This is a genomic window from Variovorax sp., from assembly GCF_965279555.1.
Lineage (GTDB): Bacteria > Pseudomonadota > Gammaproteobacteria > Burkholderiales > Burkholderiaceae_C > Variovorax.
This window is the reverse complement of sequence record NZ_OZ257247.1, coordinates 2,104,777-2,123,300: the sequence shown is the minus strand read 5'-3', so window position 1 is coordinate 2,123,300 and position 18,524 is coordinate 2,104,777. Positions and strand designations below refer to the sequence as shown.

Below are 18,524 nucleotides of genomic sequence, written 5' to 3'. Positions count from 1 at the left end.
GCCACTTCCACAATGACACAAACCCGCACTGCACGATTGAACGGAGCGGCTCATTGCACCGGCGTGATCCTGGTGTCCGTGGGCGTGGCGTCGAGCAGCAATTGCGAAGGCCACGGCGCCCAGGTTGCACCAAGTTCGGGCGTGTTCGGATCGCCCTTGCGCATGAAGGCGCCGATGCTCGCCATGACGGCATTCGACAGCGCGAGCCGCCCTTTCTCGTTGGCCTTGCCGCCGATGGAGCTCGACAGCACCGATGGGCCGAAGTTGCCGAACACGAATGGCAGGTCGAAGGCGTGCGAGGCGCCGTACACGTCATTCCACGGCGAAGCCTCCTGCGACCAGTCGAGGCGGTAGTGCCAGATGTTCGACTGGCGCGTCTTCATCGTGTCCAGGAGGTTGTCGCGGTTTGCCTCGAAGAGCCCCTTCGTGATGAGGGCGGTGGCCGCGTTGTAGCCGGTGCCGGCCTTGTCTACCGGAAGGTAGAACGGATCGATGATGTCGTTCACCGTGAGCGTGGGCGCGGCATCGGGGTCGAAGTTGAACATCAGCGAGAAGCGCTGGGCGTCGTTGACGATCCAGCCCGAGGTCGGGAAGCCGATGGTCCCCAGCAGCGACGCGAAGAGCTTGCCCTCGTCGCGCGTGTTGCCCGCGAGCATGGGCACCTTCACATACCGGTCGGCGGCGATGGCGCCGATGGGGTCGGTCGGGATCACGGTGCCGTCGGGAATCGGCGCGACCGAGCCCAGGCCCGCGGCGGCCACCTTGCCCAGCAGCGCCCCGCCGTCCTGCGCCCGCAGGTATTCGGCGATCTGGGCCGGCGTGCGGGTGGCGATGTAGGCCTTGGCTGCGGTTTCGTCGGCAGCGGTGCCGTCGGCAACGAGCAGCTTCTCCAGAATGGCCGCGCCCTGCGCGAGCGAAGCCGAGGCCGGCGACAGCGAAGGCAGCGTGCCGGGCGGCAGGTTGGTCGCGAGCGAAATGCCGCCGCTCATCTCGAAGGCCTTGTGGAACAGGCCCTTGGCCATCGGCGAAGTCATGACCGACAGCAGGTTGGTGGCGCCTGCCGACTCGCCCGAAAGCGTGACGTTGCCCGGATCGCCTCCGAAGTTGGCGACGTTGTTCGCAATGAAGCGCAGCGCCGCCATGTTGTCGAGCAGCGCGAAGTTGCCCGAGTCGTCTCCCTCCGTGCCGCCGGGCTTCAGCTGCGGCATGTTCAGGAAGCCCAGGATGCCGAGGCGGTAGCTGGCGGTGATGACCACCGCGTTGGCGGTCTTTGCCAGCTTGGCGCCGTCGTACAGCGGGTCGGCCGTGTAGCCGGAGATATTGCTGCCGCCATGTATGAACAGCAGCACCGGCAAGTTCTTCTCGGTCGTCGCCGGGCGCCAGATGTTGACGAAGAGACAGTCTTCGCTGCCGACCGGCTTTCCGAGGTTGGTGCCGATGGTGGCGTCGTATGTGTTGTTGAGGCCGGGGCTGAAGATGCGGCCGATCTGCAGGCAGGCATTGCCGAATTTGGCGGCCGGGCGGATGCCGCTCCAGGCTTCGGGTGCAACCGGCGCACGCCAGCGCAGCGCGCCCACCGGTGCCTTGGCGAACGGGACCCCCTTCCAGTAATAGGTGCCCGAGCGGGCGCTGTCGTCCACGCCTTCGATCTTTCCGGCCGTGGTCTGGCGCACCATCGGCCCGTCGGCTGGAGGCTGGGCCGCGGGCGCCGGCGCCGGTGGAGGCGCGCTCGGCAAGAAGGCGAAGCCGGTCGAACCGGACGATCCGCCGCCGCAGGCCGAGAGAGCCACAAGGGCCGCCGCGCCGACCACTGCCGCAGTGGCCCTGGCTATCGCCGTTTTTGCTGCCGCGCCCTGGTCTTGTGCCGTTGTCTCTGTTTTCATTTTTTGTCTCCACACCGGGTTAATCGGAATTCCTTGCCTGGCGCACGGCACCCATACTCCGGGCCGCCGAGCACGCAAAAAAATTCTAGAAACCGGCGTCGTTTTCATCGCTATCGCAAGGAAGCCAAAAGAATGACTTCAGGAGCCTCCCTGTCGCACCGCCAGCGCGGTCCGCAGCGCCGGTCCGGCGGCATGCCGCAGCCGGAGCTGCGCACCAGTTCGGCCGCGTGGCTCGAAGGCGTGCTGTCGATGTTCGAGGCCGAGGGGCTGGACGTGCCTTCGCTGCTGCAGGAGGCCGGCTTCGACCCGGACTCCCTGCACCGGCAGAACACGCGCATTCCGGTCGACGAGATCACGGTGCTGTGGCAGCTCGCCGTAGCGCGCGCCGCCCGGCCCACGCTGGGCCTGCATCGCGACCTGGCCGCCACGCACAGCAAGCTCGGCACGGTAGGCCATGCCATGTCTTGCAGCCCCACGCTTGGGGCCGCGCTTGCTCGGCTGGCGCGCTACATGGCGGTGATCTCCGATGCGACAGCTTTCTCGCTGCACCCCGAACCGCGCGGCTGCTGGCTGGCGATGGAGCACACCGGCGGCAGCCTGCCGATTCCGCGCCAGCGCGTCGAATACGCCCTGCTGACCGTGCTGATGCAATGCCAATGGCTCGCGCGGCGCGACCTGCAGCCGCTGGCCATGGAGTTCGTCTACCCCGCGCCGGCCGACGACCGGCCGCACCGCGAGGCCTTCGGTTGCGAGGTTCGCTTCAATGCGCCTGCCAATCGGCTGCTGCTGTCGGGTGCCGACCTGGCCCTGCAGCTGCCCACCCATCACGACACACTGGGCGAGTTGCAGGAGCACCTCCTCGACGATCAGCTCGACCTGCTGGGCCAGACCACCACCAGCAGCCTCGTGTGCGCCGAGATCGCGCGCCGGCTGCAACACGGCGAGCCGCGCCGGCAGGACGTGGCATCCGGCCTGGGGCTGGCAGAGCGCACCCTGCAGCGCAGGCTCCAGGAGGAGTCGGTGTCGTTCCAGGGCTTGCTGGACCGCACACGCCGCGAGCTTGCGCAGCAGTACCTGGCGGAAGACCGCCACACGCTGACCGACGTGGCGGACATGCTGGGCTTCGTCGACACGAGCAACTTCTTTCGCGCCTGCAAGCGCTGGTTCGGAGTGCCGCCGGCGCAGTACCGGGCGCGCATCTGGGACAGCCCCGCGCCGCTGGCGGCCTGAGCACCCTGGGTCTCGTACAAGGGGGCCGCGATGGCCCGCTCGGCAAGGGGTTACGCGCCGTGCCGGACAATCCGCGCATGAGCTTGCTTGCTGAAGACACCCCGGTCGCCGACCTGGGCCTGCGCTGGAAACCCGGCTTCTCCAACCTGGGCCCCGCGTTTTTCACCGAACTGCGGCCGACGCCCCTGCCCGATCCTTACTGGGTGGGCCGCAGCGAAGCCGTTGCGCGCGAACTCGGCCTGCCGCCCGGCTGGCATGAATCGAGCGATACGTTGGCCGCGCTGACCGGCAGCATGCCCATTGCGGGCACCCGGCCATTTGCCACCGTGTACAGCGGCCACCAGTTCGGCGTGTGGGCCGGCCAGCTGGGAGACGGACGCGCCATCATGATCGGCGAGACCGACGGCGGGCTCGAGTTGCAGCTGAAGGGCGCGGGGCGCACGCCCTACTCCCGCGGCGGCGACGGCCGCGCGGTGCTGCGCTCCAGCATCCGCGAATTCCTCTGCAGCGAGGCGATGCACGGGCTGGGCATTCCGACCACGCGCGCCCTCAGCGTGACCGGCTCCGACGCCCGCGTGCGCCGCGAAGAACTCGAAAGCGCAGCGGTCGTGGCGCGCGTGGCGCCCAGCTTCGTGCGCTTCGGCCATTTAGAGCACTTTGCCGCCAACCAGCGCGAAGACGAGTTGCGCGCGCTGGCCGACTACGTCATCGACCGCTACTACCCGCACTGCCGCAATACCGAGCGCTTCAACGGCAATGCGTACGCCGCATTCCTCGAAGCCGTGAGCGAGCGCACCGCCGCCCTGCTCGCGCAATGGCAGGCCGTGGGCTTCTGCCACGGGGTGATGAACACCGACAACATGAGTATCCTGGGGCTCACCATCGACTACGGGCCGTTCCAGTTCCTCGACAGCTTCGATCCGCGCCATATCTGCAATCACAGCGACACCAGCGGCCGCTACGCCTTCAACCAGCAGCCCAATGTCGCGTACTGGAACCTGTTCTGCCTCGCGCAGGCACTGCTTCCGCTGATCGGCGACCAGGAAATCGCCGTGGCCGCCCTGGAGTCTTACAAGAGCGTGTTCCCCAGCGAGTTCGAGGGCCGCATGCGCGCCAAGCTGGGCCTGGCGGACGCGACCGAGGGCGACCGCCCGCTCGTCGAAGGCGTGCTCAAGCTGCTGGCCGCGGGCAAGGTCGACTACACGATCTTCTGGCGACGGCTGTCGAACTACATGGCCGACGGCAAGCTCGAGCCGGTGCGCGACCTGTTCCTGGACCGCGAGGGCTTCGACGCCTGGCTGCTATTGTTTTCGGAGCGCCACGCGGCGTCGGACCGGGCGCAAGCGGCGGGCCTGATGCTTCGGTCCAACCCCAAGTTCGTGCTGCGGAACCACCTCGGACAGCAAGCCATCGAGGCAAGTCAGCAAAAAGACAACTCAGGTGTGGCAACCTTGCTGGCTCTGCTCGAGACCCCATTTGAAGAACATCCAGGTGCCGACGCTTATGCCGGCTTCCCGCCCGACTGGGCCTCCACGATCGAAATCAGCTGCTCATCATGACCACTCCCGTACAGAAAACCGACGCCGAATGGAAAGCCCTGCTCGCTGAAAAAGGCGCCGAACCCGCCGCCTTCGAAGTGACGCGCCACGCCGCCACCGAACGCCCCTTCACCGGCAAATACGAAGCCCACTGGGACGACGGCACCTACCACTGCGTGTGCTGCGGCGCCAAGCTGTTCGAGTCGTCGACCAAGTTCGACGCCGGCTGCGGCTGGCCCAGCTTCTCGGAAGAAGCGGTGCCCGGCGCCATCAGGAACATCATCGACCGCTCGCACGGCATGGTCCGCACCGAGAACGTCTGCGCCAATTGCGGCGCCCACCTGGGCCATGTGTTCCCCGACGGCCCCACCGAGACCGGCCTGCGCTACTGCATGAACTCGGCTTCGCTCGACTTCCAGAAAAAGGCCGACTGAGCCGCTCCGAATGAAACTGATCCTCGACTTCTTCCCGATCCTGCTGTTCTTCGGCGCCTACAAGCTGGCCGACATCTACACGGCCACCGGCGTGCTGATGGCCGCCACCGTGGTGCAGATGGCCATCATCTACGCCATGGAGCGCAAGCTGCAGGCCATGCAGAAGGCCACGCTGGTGCTGATCCTGCTGTTCGGCACGCTCACGCTGGCGCTGCACGACGACCGCTTCATCAAGTGGAAGCCGACCGTGCTGTACGGCGCGATGGCGTTCGCGCTCGCCGTGGCGCTCTGGGCACTGAAGAAGAACTTCCTGAAGATGCTGCTGGGCCAGCAGCTGGAGCTGCCCGAGCGCATCTGGGGCCGGCTCAACGTGGCGTGGATCGGCTATTGCCTGTTCATGGCCGTCATCAACGGCTACGTGGCGGCGTACTTCACGACAGAGGCCTGGGTCAACTTCAAGCTCTGGGGCTATGTGTTCCCCATCGTCTTCCTCGTGGCGCAGGGCCTGTACATCGCGCCGCACCTGAAGAACGACGACAAGCCGACCGCATGACGAGCAACACCACCGCACTGCTGCCCACGGCGGCCGACCTCGAAGCCGCGCTGCGCGAGGCGCTGGCCCCCACGCAGCTCGAAGTGATCGACGAGAGCGCCGCCCACGCCGGCCATTCGGGCGCCAACGCGCAAGGCCGAGGCACCCATTTCCGGGTCCGCATCGCTTCCCCCCGGTTCGAGGGAAAGCCCCGCGTGGCGCGGCATCGGCTTGTGTATGATGCCCTCCAAGTTTTTATCGCACAGGGGCTGCACGCCATCGCCATCGAGGTGCTCTGAGTCGTCCAACGGGCCGCGCGCCGCGCCTACCGCGGTTGCAGCGGCTGCAGTACCACCCCGCCCTTTTCTTCCCTATCCCTGCTTTCTTTCCCGCGCCTTTTCCTAAACGCGCATTTCCTTTCCAGCTCGATATTCATTCCATGAAAAAACAAATCTTGCAGGCCGTCGCGGCCGCAGTGCTGCTCGGTGCCATTCCCATGGCCGCGCTCGCGCAGAACGCAGCCATCGTGAACGGCAAGCCGGTGCCCAAGGCCCGCATGGACGTTCTGGCCCAGCAACTGGCTGCCGCCGGCCGCCCGGTGACGCCTGAAATGCAAGGCCAGTTGCGCGAGGAAGTCGTGGCACGCGAAGTGTTCATGCAGGAAGCCCAGAAGCAAGGCCTGGACGCCAGCGAGGACTACAAGAACCAGCTCGAACTCGCCCGCCAGGCCATCATGATCCGTGCTCTGTTCGACAACTACCGCAAGACCAACCCGGTCTCCGACGCCGACGTGAAGGCCGAGTACGACAAGTTTGTAGCGGCAAACGGCGGCAAGGAATACAAGGCGCGCCACATCCTGGTCGAAACCGAAGACCAGGCCAAGAAGATCATGGCCGACCTGAAGAAGGGTGCCAAGTTCGAAGACATCGCCAAGAAGCAGAGCAAGGACCCGGGATCGGGCGCCAACGGCGGCGACCTCGACTGGGCCAACCCCGCGAGCTTCGTGCCCGAGTTCTCGGAAGCCATGATCAAGCTGAAGAAGGGCGAAACCACCCCCGCCCCGATCAAGACCCAGTTCGGCTGGCACATCATCCGCGTCGACGACATCCGCCAGGCCCAACTGCCGAAGCTGGAAGAAGTGAAGCCGCAGATCACGCAGCAACTGCAACAGCAGCGCCTGCAGAAGTATCAAGAAGACCTGCGCGCAAAGGCGAAAGTGGAATAACCCCCAGGCTTCGCGCACTTCGTGTCGCTACGCCCACCCCCTTGCAGGGGGCAACACCTGCGGCCCGGCGAAGCCGGTTCCGCGGTGTTCTGGAAATGAAAAAAGCGGCCCGCGCAGTCTGTGTAAATAGTCTGCTGGCCGTTTAGATCGAGATGCCCTGCGAGAGCGGGGCATTTTTCATTGGGCGAGCGATTGCCCCAAGGGCCTCAGCCCCGCAGCGCCTGGAGCATCCAGGGCGCTCCCTTCATGTTGAACACCCGCTTCAGGTTGTAGGCCATCACAGCCAGGCTGAACTCCGCGCGCGCTCCACTGGTGTGCCTCATCAGCAATCGCGCATTGCCCAGAATGAGGTGCTTGATGCTGGCGAAGGGGTGCTCCACCGTCTGGCGCCTGAGCGCCATCATCCAGGGCTGAGCGGCCAGCCTGCTCGCGTTGGCCTGTAACGCCTCTTCGTACAGGTGGCGCCTGGAGGACACTTCTCGCGGACTCAGCGCTGACTATTTACACAGACTGCGCGGGCCGCTTTTTCGTGGGCGTCTTTATTTCAGATCGCCCAGGTGCCGAAGTTGTCGCCCGGGCGGTCAAGCACGGCGAAAGCCTGCCAGGCGGCATCCGCGCTGTCGCCCTGCATTGCGCGGCGCAGCGCATCGAGCGTGCGCGCGATCTTCTTCGAGGCGCCGAAGTGCGCGGTGTTGAGCGCATCGAGTTGAGGCAGCAAGACCTGCAGCACCTGCGCGCGAGCCACCGTCTCGGCCGCCGGATCGTCCCGCCACGCGAGCAATTGCTTGCGAATCAGATCCTCGATCCGCGCCGCTTCCAGCACGTGCCGGCTTCGCGGGTGATCGAGGTCGAGCATCTGCTTCAGCCCACCCAGCGGCGCGCGTTGCGCCAGATCTGCATCCAGGGGCTCAGGTCACTCTTGTCGCCAGAGGTCCAGCTCATCTGGATGTTGCGGAACACGCGCTCCGGGTGCGGCATCACCGCGGTGAAGCGGCCGTCCGGCGTCGTGACCGAAGTCAGTCCGCCCGCGCTGCCGTTCGGGTTGAACGGGTACTGCTCGGTCGGCTGGCCGTGGTTGTCCACGAAGCGCATCGCACCGATGGCGTTGGCGGCGTCGCCGCGGTGCTTGAAGTTGGCGTAGCCCTCGCCGTGCGCCACCGCGATCGGCAGGCGGCTGCCAGCCATGCCCGCGAAGAAGATGCTGGGCGACTCGAGCACTTCGACCATCGACAGGCGCGCCTCGAAACGCTCGCTCTGGTTGGTGGTGAAACGCGGCCAGGCCTCCGCGCCTGGAATGATGTCGGCCAGCTCGGCGAACATCTGGCAGCCGTTGCACACGCCCAGGCCGAAGGTGTCGGCGCGGCCGAAGAAGGTCTTGAACTGCTCGGCCAGCTTCGGGTTGAAGGTGATGCTGCGCGCCCAGCCGATGCCGGCGCCCAGCGTGTCGCCGTAGCTGAAGCCGCCGCAGGCGACCACGCCCTTGAAGTTGGCGAGGTCCGCGCGGCCCGTCTGCAGGTCGGTCATGTGGACGTCGAAGGCTTCGAAGCCGGCTTCGGTGAAGGCGTAGGCCATCTCGACGTGCGAGTTGACGCCCTGCTCGCGCAGGATCGCGACCTTGGGGCGCGACTGCAGGATGGCGGGGGCAACAGCGGAGCCGGGCTGCGCATTCGGCAGGAAAACGTGCATGCCCGGATCGTTCGGCACGCCGGCTGCGGCATGTTCGGCATCGGCGCAGGCGGGGTTGTCGCGCTCGCGGGCGATCTTCCAGCTGACCGAGTCCCACACCTGCTGCAGGTCGTGCAGGCTGGCGCTGAACACCGACTTGGCGTCGCGCCAGACTTCGACCTTGCCCTTGCCCGCATCAATTGGCGAGCTGGCGGGACGCGTCTTGCCGACGAAGTGGCTGTGCGTGCTGAGGCCGTGGGCGCGCAGCACCTGCATGACGTCGTTGCGCTCGGCGGTGCGCACCTGCAGCACCATGCCCAGCTCTTCGTTGAACAGCGCCTTCAGCGTGAGCTCTTCGCGCCGCGCGCTGACCTGCTGTGCCCAGTTCTTGGCGTCGCCGGTTTCCATGCGGCTGTCGGAAATGCCGTCGCCTTCGGTGACCAGCATGTCGACGTTCAGCGCCACGCCGACGTGGCCCGCAAAGGCCATTTCGCAGGCGGTGGCGAACAGGCCGCCGTCGCTGCGGTCGTGCATCGCGAGGATCTTGCCGTCGGCGCGCAGCGCGTTCACGGCGTTGACCAGCGCCACCAGCTGCGCCGGGTCGTCGAGGTCGGGCACCGTGTCGCCGCTTTGGCCCAGCGTCTGCGCCAGGATGCTGCCGGCCATGCGGTGCTTGCCCTGGCCCAGGTCGATAAGCACCAGCGTGGTGTCGGCTTCTTCGGCGTCGAGCTGCGGCGTGAGCGTGCCGCGCACGTCGGCCAGCGAGGCGAAGGCGGTGACGATCAGGCTCACGGGCGACGTGACCTTCTTGGCTTCGGCGCCGTCTTTCCACTGCGTGCGCATCGACAGCGAATCCTTGCCGACCGGAATCGACACGCCCAGCGCCGGGCACAGCTCCAGGCCTACGGCCTTGACGGTCTCGTACAGCGCGGCGTCTTCGCCGGGCTCGCCACAGGCGGCCATCCAGTTGGCCGACAGCTTGACGCGCGAGAGTTCGATCGGCGCGGCCAGCAGGTTGGTGATGGCCTCGGCCACGGCCATGCGGCCCGAGGCCGGTGCGTCCAGCGCGGCCAGCGGCGTGCGCTCGCCCATGCTCATGGCTTCGCCGGCGAAGCCCTTGTAGTCGGCCAGCGTCACGGCGCAATCGGCCACGGGGACCTGCCAAGGTCCGACCATCTGGTCGCGATGGCTCAGCCCGCCCACGGTGCGGTCGCCGATGGTGATGAGGAAGCGCTTCGACGCCACGGTCGGATGCGCGAGTACGTCGATGGCGGCCTTCTGCAGGTCGACGCCGGTCAGGTCGAGCGGCTTGAAGGTGCGCGCCACGGTCTTCACGTCGCGGTGCATCTTGGGCGGCTTGCCGAGCAGCACGTCCATCGGCATGTCGACCGGCTGCACTTCGGCGCCCTCGTCGGCCACCAGCAGCTGGCGCTCTTCGGTCGCCACGCCGACCACCGAGAACGGGCAGCGCTCACGCTCGCAGAAGGCCTTGAACTGCTCGAGCGACTTCGGCGCGATGGCCAGCACGTAGCGCTCCTGGCTTTCGTTGCACCAGATTTCCTTCGGCGCCATGCCAGATTCTTCGAGCGGCACGGCGCGCAGGTCGAAGCGCGCACCGCGGCCGGCGTCGTTGGTGAGTTCGGGGAAGGCGTTGCTCAGGCCGCCGGCGCCCACGTCGTGGATCGCCAGGATCGGGTTGGCCGCGCCCTGCTGCCAGCAATGGTTGATGACCTCCTGCGCACGGCGCTCGATTTCGGGGTTGCCGCGCTGCACCGAGTCGAAGTCGAGCTCGGCCGCGTTGGCGCCGGTGGCCATCGAGCTGGCGGCGCTGCCGCCCATGCCGATGCGCATGCCGGGGCCGCCGAGCTGGATCAGCAGCGAGCCGGCCGGAAAGCGGATCTTCTTGGTCTGGCTGGCGTCGATGCTGCCGAGGCCGCCCGCGATCATGATGGGCTTGTGGTAGCCGCGCTGCACGGTGTCGAGGTCGCTTGCCACCGTCTGCTCATATTCGCGGAAGTAGCCCAGCAGGTTGGGACGGCCGAACTCGTTGTTGAACGCGGCGCCGCCCAGCGGGCCCTCGGTCATGATCTGCAGCGGGCTGGCGATGTGCTCGGGCTTGCCGTAGTGGCCGTCTTCAGGCCAGAGCTTGGACACGGTGAAGCCGGTCAGGCCCGCCTTGGGCTTGGAGCCGCGGCCGGTGGCGCCTTCGTCGCGAATCTCGCCGCCAGCGCCGGTCGATGCTCCGGGGAAAGGCGAAATGGCGGTCGGGTGGTTGTGCGTCTCGACCTTCATCAGCACGTGGCTCAGGGCGCTATCTTTTTGATAGCTCTGCGAGCCGTTGGCGGGGATGAAGCGCTCGATGGTCGCGCCTTCCATCACCGAGGCGTTGTCGGCATAGGCGATGACCGTGTGCTGCGGGTTCTGCTTCTCGGTGTGGCGGATCATCGAGAACAGGCTCTGCGGCTGGGGCTTGCCGTCGATGGTGAAGTCGGCGTTGAAGATCTTGTGGCGGCAGTGCTCGCTGTTGGCCTGCGCGAACATCATCAGCTCGACGTCGCTGGGGTTGCGGCCCAGGCGGGTGAAGGCGTCCACCAGGTAGTCGATTTCGTCCTCGGCCAGCGCCAGGCCGAAGCCGGTGTTGGCCGCGACCAGCGCCGTGCGGCCTCCGGCCAGCACGTCCACCTGCGCCATCGGCTGGGCCGGCAATTCGCTGAACAGGCTGGCCGCCTGCTCGACCGTGGCCAGCACCGATTCGGTCATGCGGTCGTGCAGCGGACCGGCCGCGGCGGCCAGCTGGTCGCCTTCGAGCACGGGGGCCTTGCCGATCAGCGGGGCCTTGAGCTTGAGGTGGTACTGGGTGACGCGCTCGACCCGGCGCAGCGCCAGGCCGCAGTTGTGGGCGATGTCGGTGGCCTTGGAAGCCCAGGGCGACACGGTGCCCAGGCGCGGCGTGACCACCACCGAAGTGCCCGCCTTGGCCGGCGCCTCGAACGGTTCGCCGTAGGTCAGCAGCGCGGCAAAGCGCTCGCGGTCATCCGTGCCGAGCGCCGCATCGGTCACGACCAGGTGCACGAAACGGGCCGAAATGCCCTCGATGCGCGGCTCGATGGCCTGCAGCTTCGGCAGCAGCTGGCGTGCGCGGAAGTCGCTGAGTGCGCTGCCGCCCTCGAACATGGTTACGACAGGAAGGGCTTGAGGTGCGGGCTGCGTCACGGTCGATGGGGCCTCGGGGGCCGCGTTGGGAATCAAGGAATAAAGGCGAATGACCGCTGACTGGGGTCATCCGCGTTAACCCGGGATTTTAGCCGCGCCGATGGGATAATTCGGGGATGAGCATTAACTACAAAGACGCTGCGGGCATCGAAGCCATGCGGGTCGCCTGCCGCCTGGCCTCCGAGGTGCTGGACTACCTCACGTCCTTCATCAAGCCCGGCATCACGACCAACGATGTCGATCGCCTGGCCGCCGAATACATGATCAAGCAGGGCACCACCTCGGCCACGGTGGGCTACATGGGCGCCAGCAGCGTCCCGTTCCCGAAGTCGCTGTGCACCTCGGTGAACCACGTGGTGTGCCACGGCATTCCCAACGACAAGCCCCTGAAGAAGGGCGACATCATGAATGTCGACGTGACCGTCATCAAGGACGGCTGGTTCGGCGACAACAGCCGCATGTACGTGATCGGCGACGCCTCCATCGCAGCCAAGCGCCTGTGCAGCATCACCTTCGAGGCCATGTGGCACGGCATCCTGCAGGTACGCCCCGGCGCGCACCTGGGCGACGTGGGCCACGCGATCCAGAAATTCGCCGAAGGCCAGGGCTTCTCGGTGGTGCGCGAGTTCTGCGGCCACGGCGTGGGCCAGCGCTTCCATGAAGAACCCCAGGTGCTGCACTACGGCCGCCCGGGCACCATGGAAGAACTCAAGCCCGGCATGATCTTCACCATCGAGCCGATGATCAACGCCGGCAAGCGCGACGTGAAGGAAGACTTCAAGGGCGGCCAGTACGACGGCTGGACCATCGTCACGCGCGACCATTCGCTGTCTGCCCAATGGGAGCACACGGTGCTGGTCACCGAGACCGGCTACGAGGTGCTGACGCTCTCCGCCGGCAGCCCCCCGCTGCCCTCCTTCGTCACCTCGACCAAAACCTGACGCGCGCACGCGTTCCCCGGCCGTGATCGAAGCAGCCAAGATCGACGTGGCGACGCTGCGCGAAGCCTATCGCGCGAAGAAGCTCGCGCTTTTCGACACCCTGCGCTTTGCCCGCGCGCCCACGCGCAGCGTGCACACGGTGCTGCGCCAACTCTCGGCGCTGGCCGACGAAACGTTGTGCACCCTGTGGCGCGAGGCCGATTTCGGCGACGCGCTCTCGCTGGCCGCCGTGGGCGGTTTCGGGCGCGGCGAGCTGTTCCCGTATTCCGACGTCGACGTGCTCCTGCTGCTGCCGCCCGAGGGCGAAGCCGGTAGCGTCGACCCGGCCCGCATCGAGGCCTTCATCGGCCATTGCTGGGACGCCGGCCTCGAGATCGGCTCCAGCGTGCGCACAGTCGACGAGTGCCTGGCCGAGGCCGAGAAAGACGTCACCGTCCAGACCTCGCTGCTCGAGGCGCGGCTGATCGCCGGCGACAAGAAGCTCTTCACCGCCTTTCGCCGCCGTTTTGCCCGCGCCATCGACCCCCAGGCTTTCTTCGTGGCCAAGTCGCAGGAAATGCGGCACCGCCACCAGAAGTTCGACAACACGCCTTATGCGCTGGAGCCGAACTGCAAGGAATCGCCAGGCGGCCTGCGCGACCTGCAGACCATCCTGTGGATGACCAAGGCCGCCGGCTACGGCAGCCGCTGGGACGACCTGGCCAAGAACGGACTGGCCACCTCCTTCGAGGCCCAGCAGATCAAGCGCAACGAGGCCCTGCTCTCGCTCATCCGCGCCCGGCTCCACGTGATCGCCAACCGCCGCGAAGACCGGCTGGTGTTCGACCTTCAGACCGCCGTGGCGGCCAGCTTCGGCTATGAAAGCGAGTCGCAGCGCAAGTCGAGCGAGGCGCTGATGCGCCGCTACTACTGGGCCGCCAAGGCGGTGTCGCAGCTCAACCAGATCCTGCTGCTCAATATCTCGGAGCGCCTGCAGCCCAGCGACGAGCATCACACGCCGATCAACGAGCGCTTCTACGAGCGCGCCGGCCTGATCGAGATCGCCAGCGACGACCTGTACGAGCGCGAGCCGCACGCGGTGCTCGAGACCTTCCTGCTCTACCAGAAGACCATCGGCGTGAAGGGCCTGTCGGCGCGCACGCTGCGCGCGCTCTACAACGCGCGCCACGTGATGGACAGCAAGTTCCGCAACGACCCGGTCAACCACGAGACCTTCATGCGGATCCTGCTGCAGCCCTACGGCATCACGCATGCCTTCAGGCTGATGAACCAGACCTCGGTGCTGGGACGCTACCTGCGGGTGTTCCGCAGCATCGTGGGCCAGATGCAGCACGACCTGTTCCATGTGTACACGGTCGACCAGCACATCCTGATGGTGCTGCGCAACGTGCGGCGCTTCTTCATTGCCGAGCATGCGCACGAATACCCGTTCTGCTCGCAGCTCGCGGCCGGCTGGGACAAGCCCTGGATCCTGTACGTGGCGGCCCTCTTCCACGACATTGCCAAGGGCCGCGGCGGCGACCACTCCACGCTGGGCGCGCGCGACGTGCAGCGCTTCTGCAAGCAGCACGGCATCGCCCGCGAAGACGCCAGGCTCATCGAATTCCTCGTCGCCGAGCACCTGGTGATGAGCCAGGTTGCCCAGAAGCAGGACCTGAGCGACCCCGAAGTCATCAGCGCCTTCGCCAAGCGCGTAGGCAACGAGCGCTACCTCACGGCCCTCTACCTGCTGACCATCGCCGACATCCGCGGCACCTCGCCGCGCGTATGGAATGCATGGAAAGGCAAGCTGCTCGAAGACCTGTACCGCTACACGCTGCGCGCGCTCGGCGGCCGCATGCCGGACCCGGACGCCGAGGTCGAGTCGCGCAAGCGCGAGGCGCTGGTGCAGCTGGCCCTGCATGCCCAGCGCTTCGAGGCGCACAAGGCGCTGTGGGACACGCTCGACGTCGGCTACTTCATGCGCCACGACGCCACCGAGATCGCCTGGCACGCCAAGCAGCTCTCCCGCTTCGTGCCGCCCAAGGGCGTGCCGATCGACCCGAAGGCGCCGCCCATCGTGCGCGCGCACCTGTCGCCAGTGGGCGAAGGCCTGCAGGTGGTCGTCTACACGCCCGACCAGCCCGATCTTTTTGCGCGCATCTGCGGCTATTTCGATCAATCGTCGTTCAGCATCCTGGATGCCAAGGTGCACACCACGAGCAACGGCTACGCGCTCGACACCTTCCAGGTGGTGACCACCTTCCTGCCCGACCACTACCGCGACCTGATCAGCATGGTCGAGTCGGGCCTGGCGCAGACGCTCACCGAGGCCGGCGCCCTGCCGCCGCCCAGCATGGGCCGGGTGTCGCGCCGGGTGCGCAGCTTCCCGATCAAGCCGCGCATCAGCCTGCTGCCCGACGACAAGGCCCAGCGCTGGCTGCTCAACATCTCGGCCAGCGACCGGGCCGGCCTGCTTTACTCGGTGGCCCGGGTGCTGGCGCGCCACCACCTGAACCTGCAGCTCGCCAAGGTGACGACGCTCGGCGAACGGGTGGAAGACACCTTCCTCATCAGCGGCCCCGAGCTGCAGGGACAGAAAACCCAGCTGGCCATCGAGACCGAGCTGATGGAAGCGCTGGCGTCCTGAGCCGCAGGTTTTTCGGGCGCTGCGGCCGGTCTGGCGCTACTTTCGTACAACGAAAGCCTGAAGCCTTGGCGCATCGCCGTCAAAATGTGGGCTATGGACTCACTGATTGAACAGCTTTCAGACTCGGTCTCCTCGGCCAAGACGCTCGAGGACCTGGCTCGCCCCATGCTCGAAATGCTCGAAGTGGTCACGGGGCTGGAATCGACCTACCTCACGACCATCGATCTCGAAAAGGGCCTGCAGAGCATTCTTTTCGCCCGGAACGCCAAGGAGATGACCATCCCCGAGGGCCTTTCCGTCCCCTGGTCCGACACCCTCTGCCGCCGCGCCCTCGAAGAAGACCGCACCTTCGCCGACGACGTCGCCAGCCGCTGGGGCGACTCCGACGCCGCCCGCCAGCTCGGCATCCAGACCTATGTGAGCACGCCGATCAAGACCGACGGCGGCGGCCTCTTCGGCACCCTGTGCGGTGCCAGCGCGGACAAGCTGCCGCTGTCGCCCCATGCGGCACCGGTGCTTCGGCTCTTCGCGAAACTGCTTGCCCAGCAGGTCGAGCGCGAGATGCTCCTGGTCAAGCTCAAGCGGGCCAACGCCGAGCTGGCCGCCTGCGCCTCGACCGACGGCCTCACCGGCCTGCCCAACCGCCGCACGCTGATCGACGCATTGCGCCGGCTGCTCGCCCAGTGCGAGCGCGAAGGCCGCAGCACGCTGGTCGGGTTCATCGACATGGACGGCTTCAAGAAAATCAACGACACGCACGGCCACGACGTCGGGGACGATTTCCTGTCGACCATGGCCGGCAGGCTGTCGGCTTCGCTGCGGGCCAGCGACATGCTGGCGCGCTTCGGCGGCGACGAGTTCGTGGTGATCGGCGCGGGCCCCACTTTCGACGAATCTCCGCGCACCGCGGCGCGCGCTCTGGCCGACCGCCTGGGCGAAAGTACCATCGGCGACCTGCGGCTGAACGGCAAGACCACCATCGAGTACGGCGGCGCGAGCGTCGGCGTGGTGGCCGTCGACCCGCGCGCCACCACCGCGGAAGAGGCACTGAAGCAGGCGGACAGCGCCATGTACAACGTCAAACGGGAGCGCCGGGCCACCGCGCCCACCAGGGAAACGCAGCTCGACTGAATGAACACTGACCGGCTGGTACGCCTCGAAAAGGCCCTGGGTTCGCTCAAGGCCCGGATCACGATGGGGGGGATTTTGGCGCTGGTGCTCGGCATCGGCCTGATCACGACCGTCATCGTGGGGCGGACCGAGCACGACCTGCTGGAATCGCAGCGCCAGCGCGAGCTGAACGAGTCGGTGCGCACCGCCGCCCTGCTGGGCCATAACGTGATCCAGCTGCAGCGGATGCTCGAGTCGGTGGCCGATGTGCTCGACGAAGCGACGCTGCAGGACCCGGCGGCGCTGAAGGCGTTCATGCAGGGCAAGCCGGTGATGCGCAACTTCTTCGCCAACATCTACATCGCCACGCCCGACGGCAACGTGCGCGTGATGCGCGACGAAAACGGCGTTTCGCAGCCGGTGGTGAACATACGCGACCGCCCCTATTTCCGTCAGTTGCTGGCCGAAGGGCGGCCCATAGTGTCCGAGGCTTTGATCGGCTCGCTGACCGGCGAACCCATCGTCGCCATCAACCAGCCGGTGCGCGGCGCCAACGGCATCTACGCCGTGCTGGGCGGCACGCTGCGCCTGTCGAGCCGCGACCTGCTCGACGGACTGGTCGACCCCCAGGAAAGCGATGCTGGCGCGCTGGTCGTCCTGACCGACATGCAGGGCCGGGTGCTGGCGCACCCCGACGGCAAGCGGCTGCTGCACTCGATTGCCGAAGAACCCCGGCTGGCCGAGGCCCTCAAGGCGTGGCAGGCCGCGGGCAGCCCGGTCGAGCCGCTGGGCCTGCTGCTGCCCCAGGCCCACGAGATCGCCAGCGTCGCCGGCGTACCCGGCCCCGACTGGGTCGTGTGGCGCGTGCGGCCCGAAGCCGAGGTGCTGGCGCCAGTGAAGGCCGCGCGCCGGCTGGCGCTGGTCTGGGCCTTCACGCTGGTGGCGGTGCTGTCGGCCGGCATTTTCATGAGCCTCTGGCTGCTGCTGCGCCCGCTGAGCATGCTGGAGCGGCGCGCACAGCACATGTTCGACGACGCCATGCGCCCCGAAGACGGCTGGCCCACGGGCGACGGCGAAATAGGCCAGCTCGGCCAGGTGCTGCGCCGCGTCGGCGTGCAGCGCGCCGAGCTGGAGCGGCTGAACGGCGAGATGTTCAGCAAGCTGCGCTCGGTGATGCGCGCGGCGCCCATCGGCATTGCCTTCATCCGCGACCGGCGCTTCGAGCTGGTGAGCGACGAACTGTGCCGCCTGCTGTCCTACCGCGAGGACGAGCTGCTGGGCAAGCCGGTTGACCTGATCGTCGTGCCCGAGGAAGACCAGCCCGCCCTCGCCGCGCTGGAGAAGGAAGCTTTTGCCAGCAGCAATTCGTACGTTGGCGAATCCCGCATGCAGCGCGGCGACGGCTCGCGCTTCTGGGCCCGGTTGCGCAGCCGGCCGGTCGACCCGGAGCACACCGATTTCGGCTCGATCTGGACGGTGCTCAACATCGAGGAACAGCGCAATGCGCGCAAGGCGCTCGAATGGTCTGCCGCCCACGACGGCCTGACCGGCCTGGCCAACCGCCAGCGCTTCGACCAGCAGGCGCAGCGGCTGATCGAGGGCCGGCCGGGCTCGCTGCCGGCGGCGCTGGTGTTCATCGACCTGGACCACTTCAAGCAGGTGAACGACACCGGCGGCCACCTGTCGGGCGACGCCATGCTGCGCGCGGCTGCCGCGGCCATCATGTCGCGGGTGCGCTCCGGCGACCTGGCGGCACGCATCGGCGGCGACGAGTTCGCGCTGCTGCTCGAGCAGTGCACGCACGAGGCTGCCGTGCGCGTGGCGGAAGACATCGTGGCGTCGATCTCCGCGATCGCGCTGCCCTGGCTGTCGGGCAGCCTGCACGTCGGCGCCAGCATCGGCGTGGCCAGCCTGTCGCAGGAAATCGGCTCGGTCGACGCCTGGGTCGATGCGGCCGACGCCGCCTGCTATGCCGCCAAGGCCGCCGGACGCGGCGTGGTGCGCGCGGGGCGTCCGCCGCGCTTGCCGCAGGCGCCTCGGGACACCAGGGCTCGGGCCATGCCCGCAGCTGCGCCAACGCCGGACAGCATCGAAGACTGACCAGTTGAATCCGGTACGCGCCCT

General features: G+C 67.2%; 14 protein-coding genes. 10 read left to right on the top strand and 4 right to left on the bottom strand.

Going from position 1 to position 18,524, the window contains the following annotated elements:
- Positions 1–50: 50 nt before the first annotated feature.
- Positions 51–1,883, bottom strand: a complete 1,833-nt coding sequence (locus ACQY8B_RS10255) for a carboxylesterase/lipase family protein (RefSeq protein WP_422086601.1) — start codon at positions 1,881–1,883, stop codon at positions 51–53.
- Between the two features lie 150 nt (positions 1,884–2,033).
- On the opposite strand from ACQY8B_RS10255, the gene ACQY8B_RS10250 reads away from it, so the two are divergent.
- From ACQY8B_RS10250 to ACQY8B_RS10225, 6 genes are all read left to right on the top strand, one after another.
- Positions 2,034–3,113, top strand: coding sequence for an AraC family transcriptional regulator (locus ACQY8B_RS10250; protein WP_422089172.1), 1,080 nt, complete (start codon positions 2,034–2,036; stop codon positions 3,111–3,113).
- Between the two features lie 77 nt (positions 3,114–3,190).
- Positions 3,191–4,672 (top strand): protein adenylyltransferase SelO, encoded by a 1,482-nt coding sequence (locus ACQY8B_RS10245; RefSeq protein WP_422086600.1) that lies wholly within the window; start codon positions 3,191–3,193, stop codon positions 4,670–4,672.
- Positions 4,669–5,085 (top strand): peptide-methionine (R)-S-oxide reductase MsrB, encoded by a 417-nt coding sequence (gene msrB / locus ACQY8B_RS10240; RefSeq protein ID WP_081269438.1) that lies wholly within the window; start codon positions 4,669–4,671, stop codon positions 5,083–5,085. The genes ACQY8B_RS10245 and msrB overlap by 4 nt, the downstream gene beginning before the upstream one ends.
- Positions 5,086–5,095: 10 nt before the next feature.
- A complete protein-coding gene (locus ACQY8B_RS10235) occupies positions 5,096–5,638 on the top strand; it encodes a septation protein A (protein WP_422086599.1) in 543 nt (180 codons plus the stop codon).
- Entirely contained in the window at positions 5,635–5,916 is a 282-nt protein-coding gene (locus ACQY8B_RS10230) for a BolA family protein (protein ID WP_422086598.1), read from the top strand. The genes ACQY8B_RS10235 and ACQY8B_RS10230 overlap by 4 nt, the downstream gene beginning before the upstream one ends.
- Before the next feature lie 140 nt (positions 5,917–6,056).
- On the top strand, positions 6,057–6,842 hold the full coding sequence (locus ACQY8B_RS10225; RefSeq protein WP_422086597.1) for a peptidylprolyl isomerase: 786 nt from the start codon (positions 6,057–6,059) through the stop codon (positions 6,840–6,842).
- A gap of 206 nt (positions 6,843–7,048) precedes the next feature.
- On the opposite strand, the gene ACQY8B_RS10220 is transcribed toward ACQY8B_RS10225, so the two are convergent.
- From ACQY8B_RS10220 to purL, 3 genes are all read right to left on the bottom strand, one after another.
- Positions 7,049–7,318, bottom strand: a complete 270-nt coding sequence (locus ACQY8B_RS10220; protein ID WP_422086596.1) for a hypothetical protein — start codon at positions 7,316–7,318, stop codon at positions 7,049–7,051.
- A gap of 68 nt (positions 7,319–7,386) precedes the next feature.
- Complete coding sequence (locus tag ACQY8B_RS10215) at positions 7,387–7,698, bottom strand: hypothetical protein (protein WP_422086595.1); 312 nt, start codon at positions 7,696–7,698, stop codon at positions 7,387–7,389.
- A 5-nt stretch (positions 7,699–7,703) separates the two neighbouring features.
- On the bottom strand, positions 7,704–11,681 hold the full coding sequence (gene purL / locus ACQY8B_RS10210; RefSeq protein ID WP_422086594.1) for a phosphoribosylformylglycinamidine synthase: 3,978 nt from the start codon (positions 11,679–11,681) through the stop codon (positions 7,704–7,706).
- Between the two features lie 155 nt (positions 11,682–11,836).
- On the opposite strand from purL, the gene map reads away from it, so the two are divergent.
- The 4 genes from map (at position 11,837) to ACQY8B_RS10190 (ending at position 18,500) form a co-directional block, all read left to right on the top strand.
- Positions 11,837–12,661 carry a type I methionyl aminopeptidase gene (gene map, locus ACQY8B_RS10205; protein ID WP_422086593.1) on the top strand — a complete coding sequence of 275 codons (825 nt, stop codon included), beginning with the start codon at positions 11,837–11,839 and terminating at the stop codon, positions 12,659–12,661.
- A 22-nt stretch (positions 12,662–12,683) separates the two neighbouring features.
- Complete coding sequence (locus ACQY8B_RS10200) at positions 12,684–15,290, top strand: [protein-PII] uridylyltransferase (protein WP_422086592.1); 2,607 nt, start codon at positions 12,684–12,686, stop codon at positions 15,288–15,290.
- A gap of 93 nt (positions 15,291–15,383) precedes the next feature.
- Positions 15,384–16,421 carry a GGDEF domain-containing protein gene (locus ACQY8B_RS10195; protein ID WP_422086591.1) on the top strand — a complete coding sequence of 346 codons (1,038 nt, stop codon included), beginning with the start codon at positions 15,384–15,386 and terminating at the stop codon, positions 16,419–16,421.
- On the top strand, positions 16,422–18,500 hold the full coding sequence (locus tag ACQY8B_RS10190) for a diguanylate cyclase (RefSeq protein ID WP_422086590.1): 2,079 nt from the start codon (positions 16,422–16,424) through the stop codon (positions 18,498–18,500).
- The last annotated feature ends 24 nt before the right edge of the window (positions 18,501–18,524 follow it).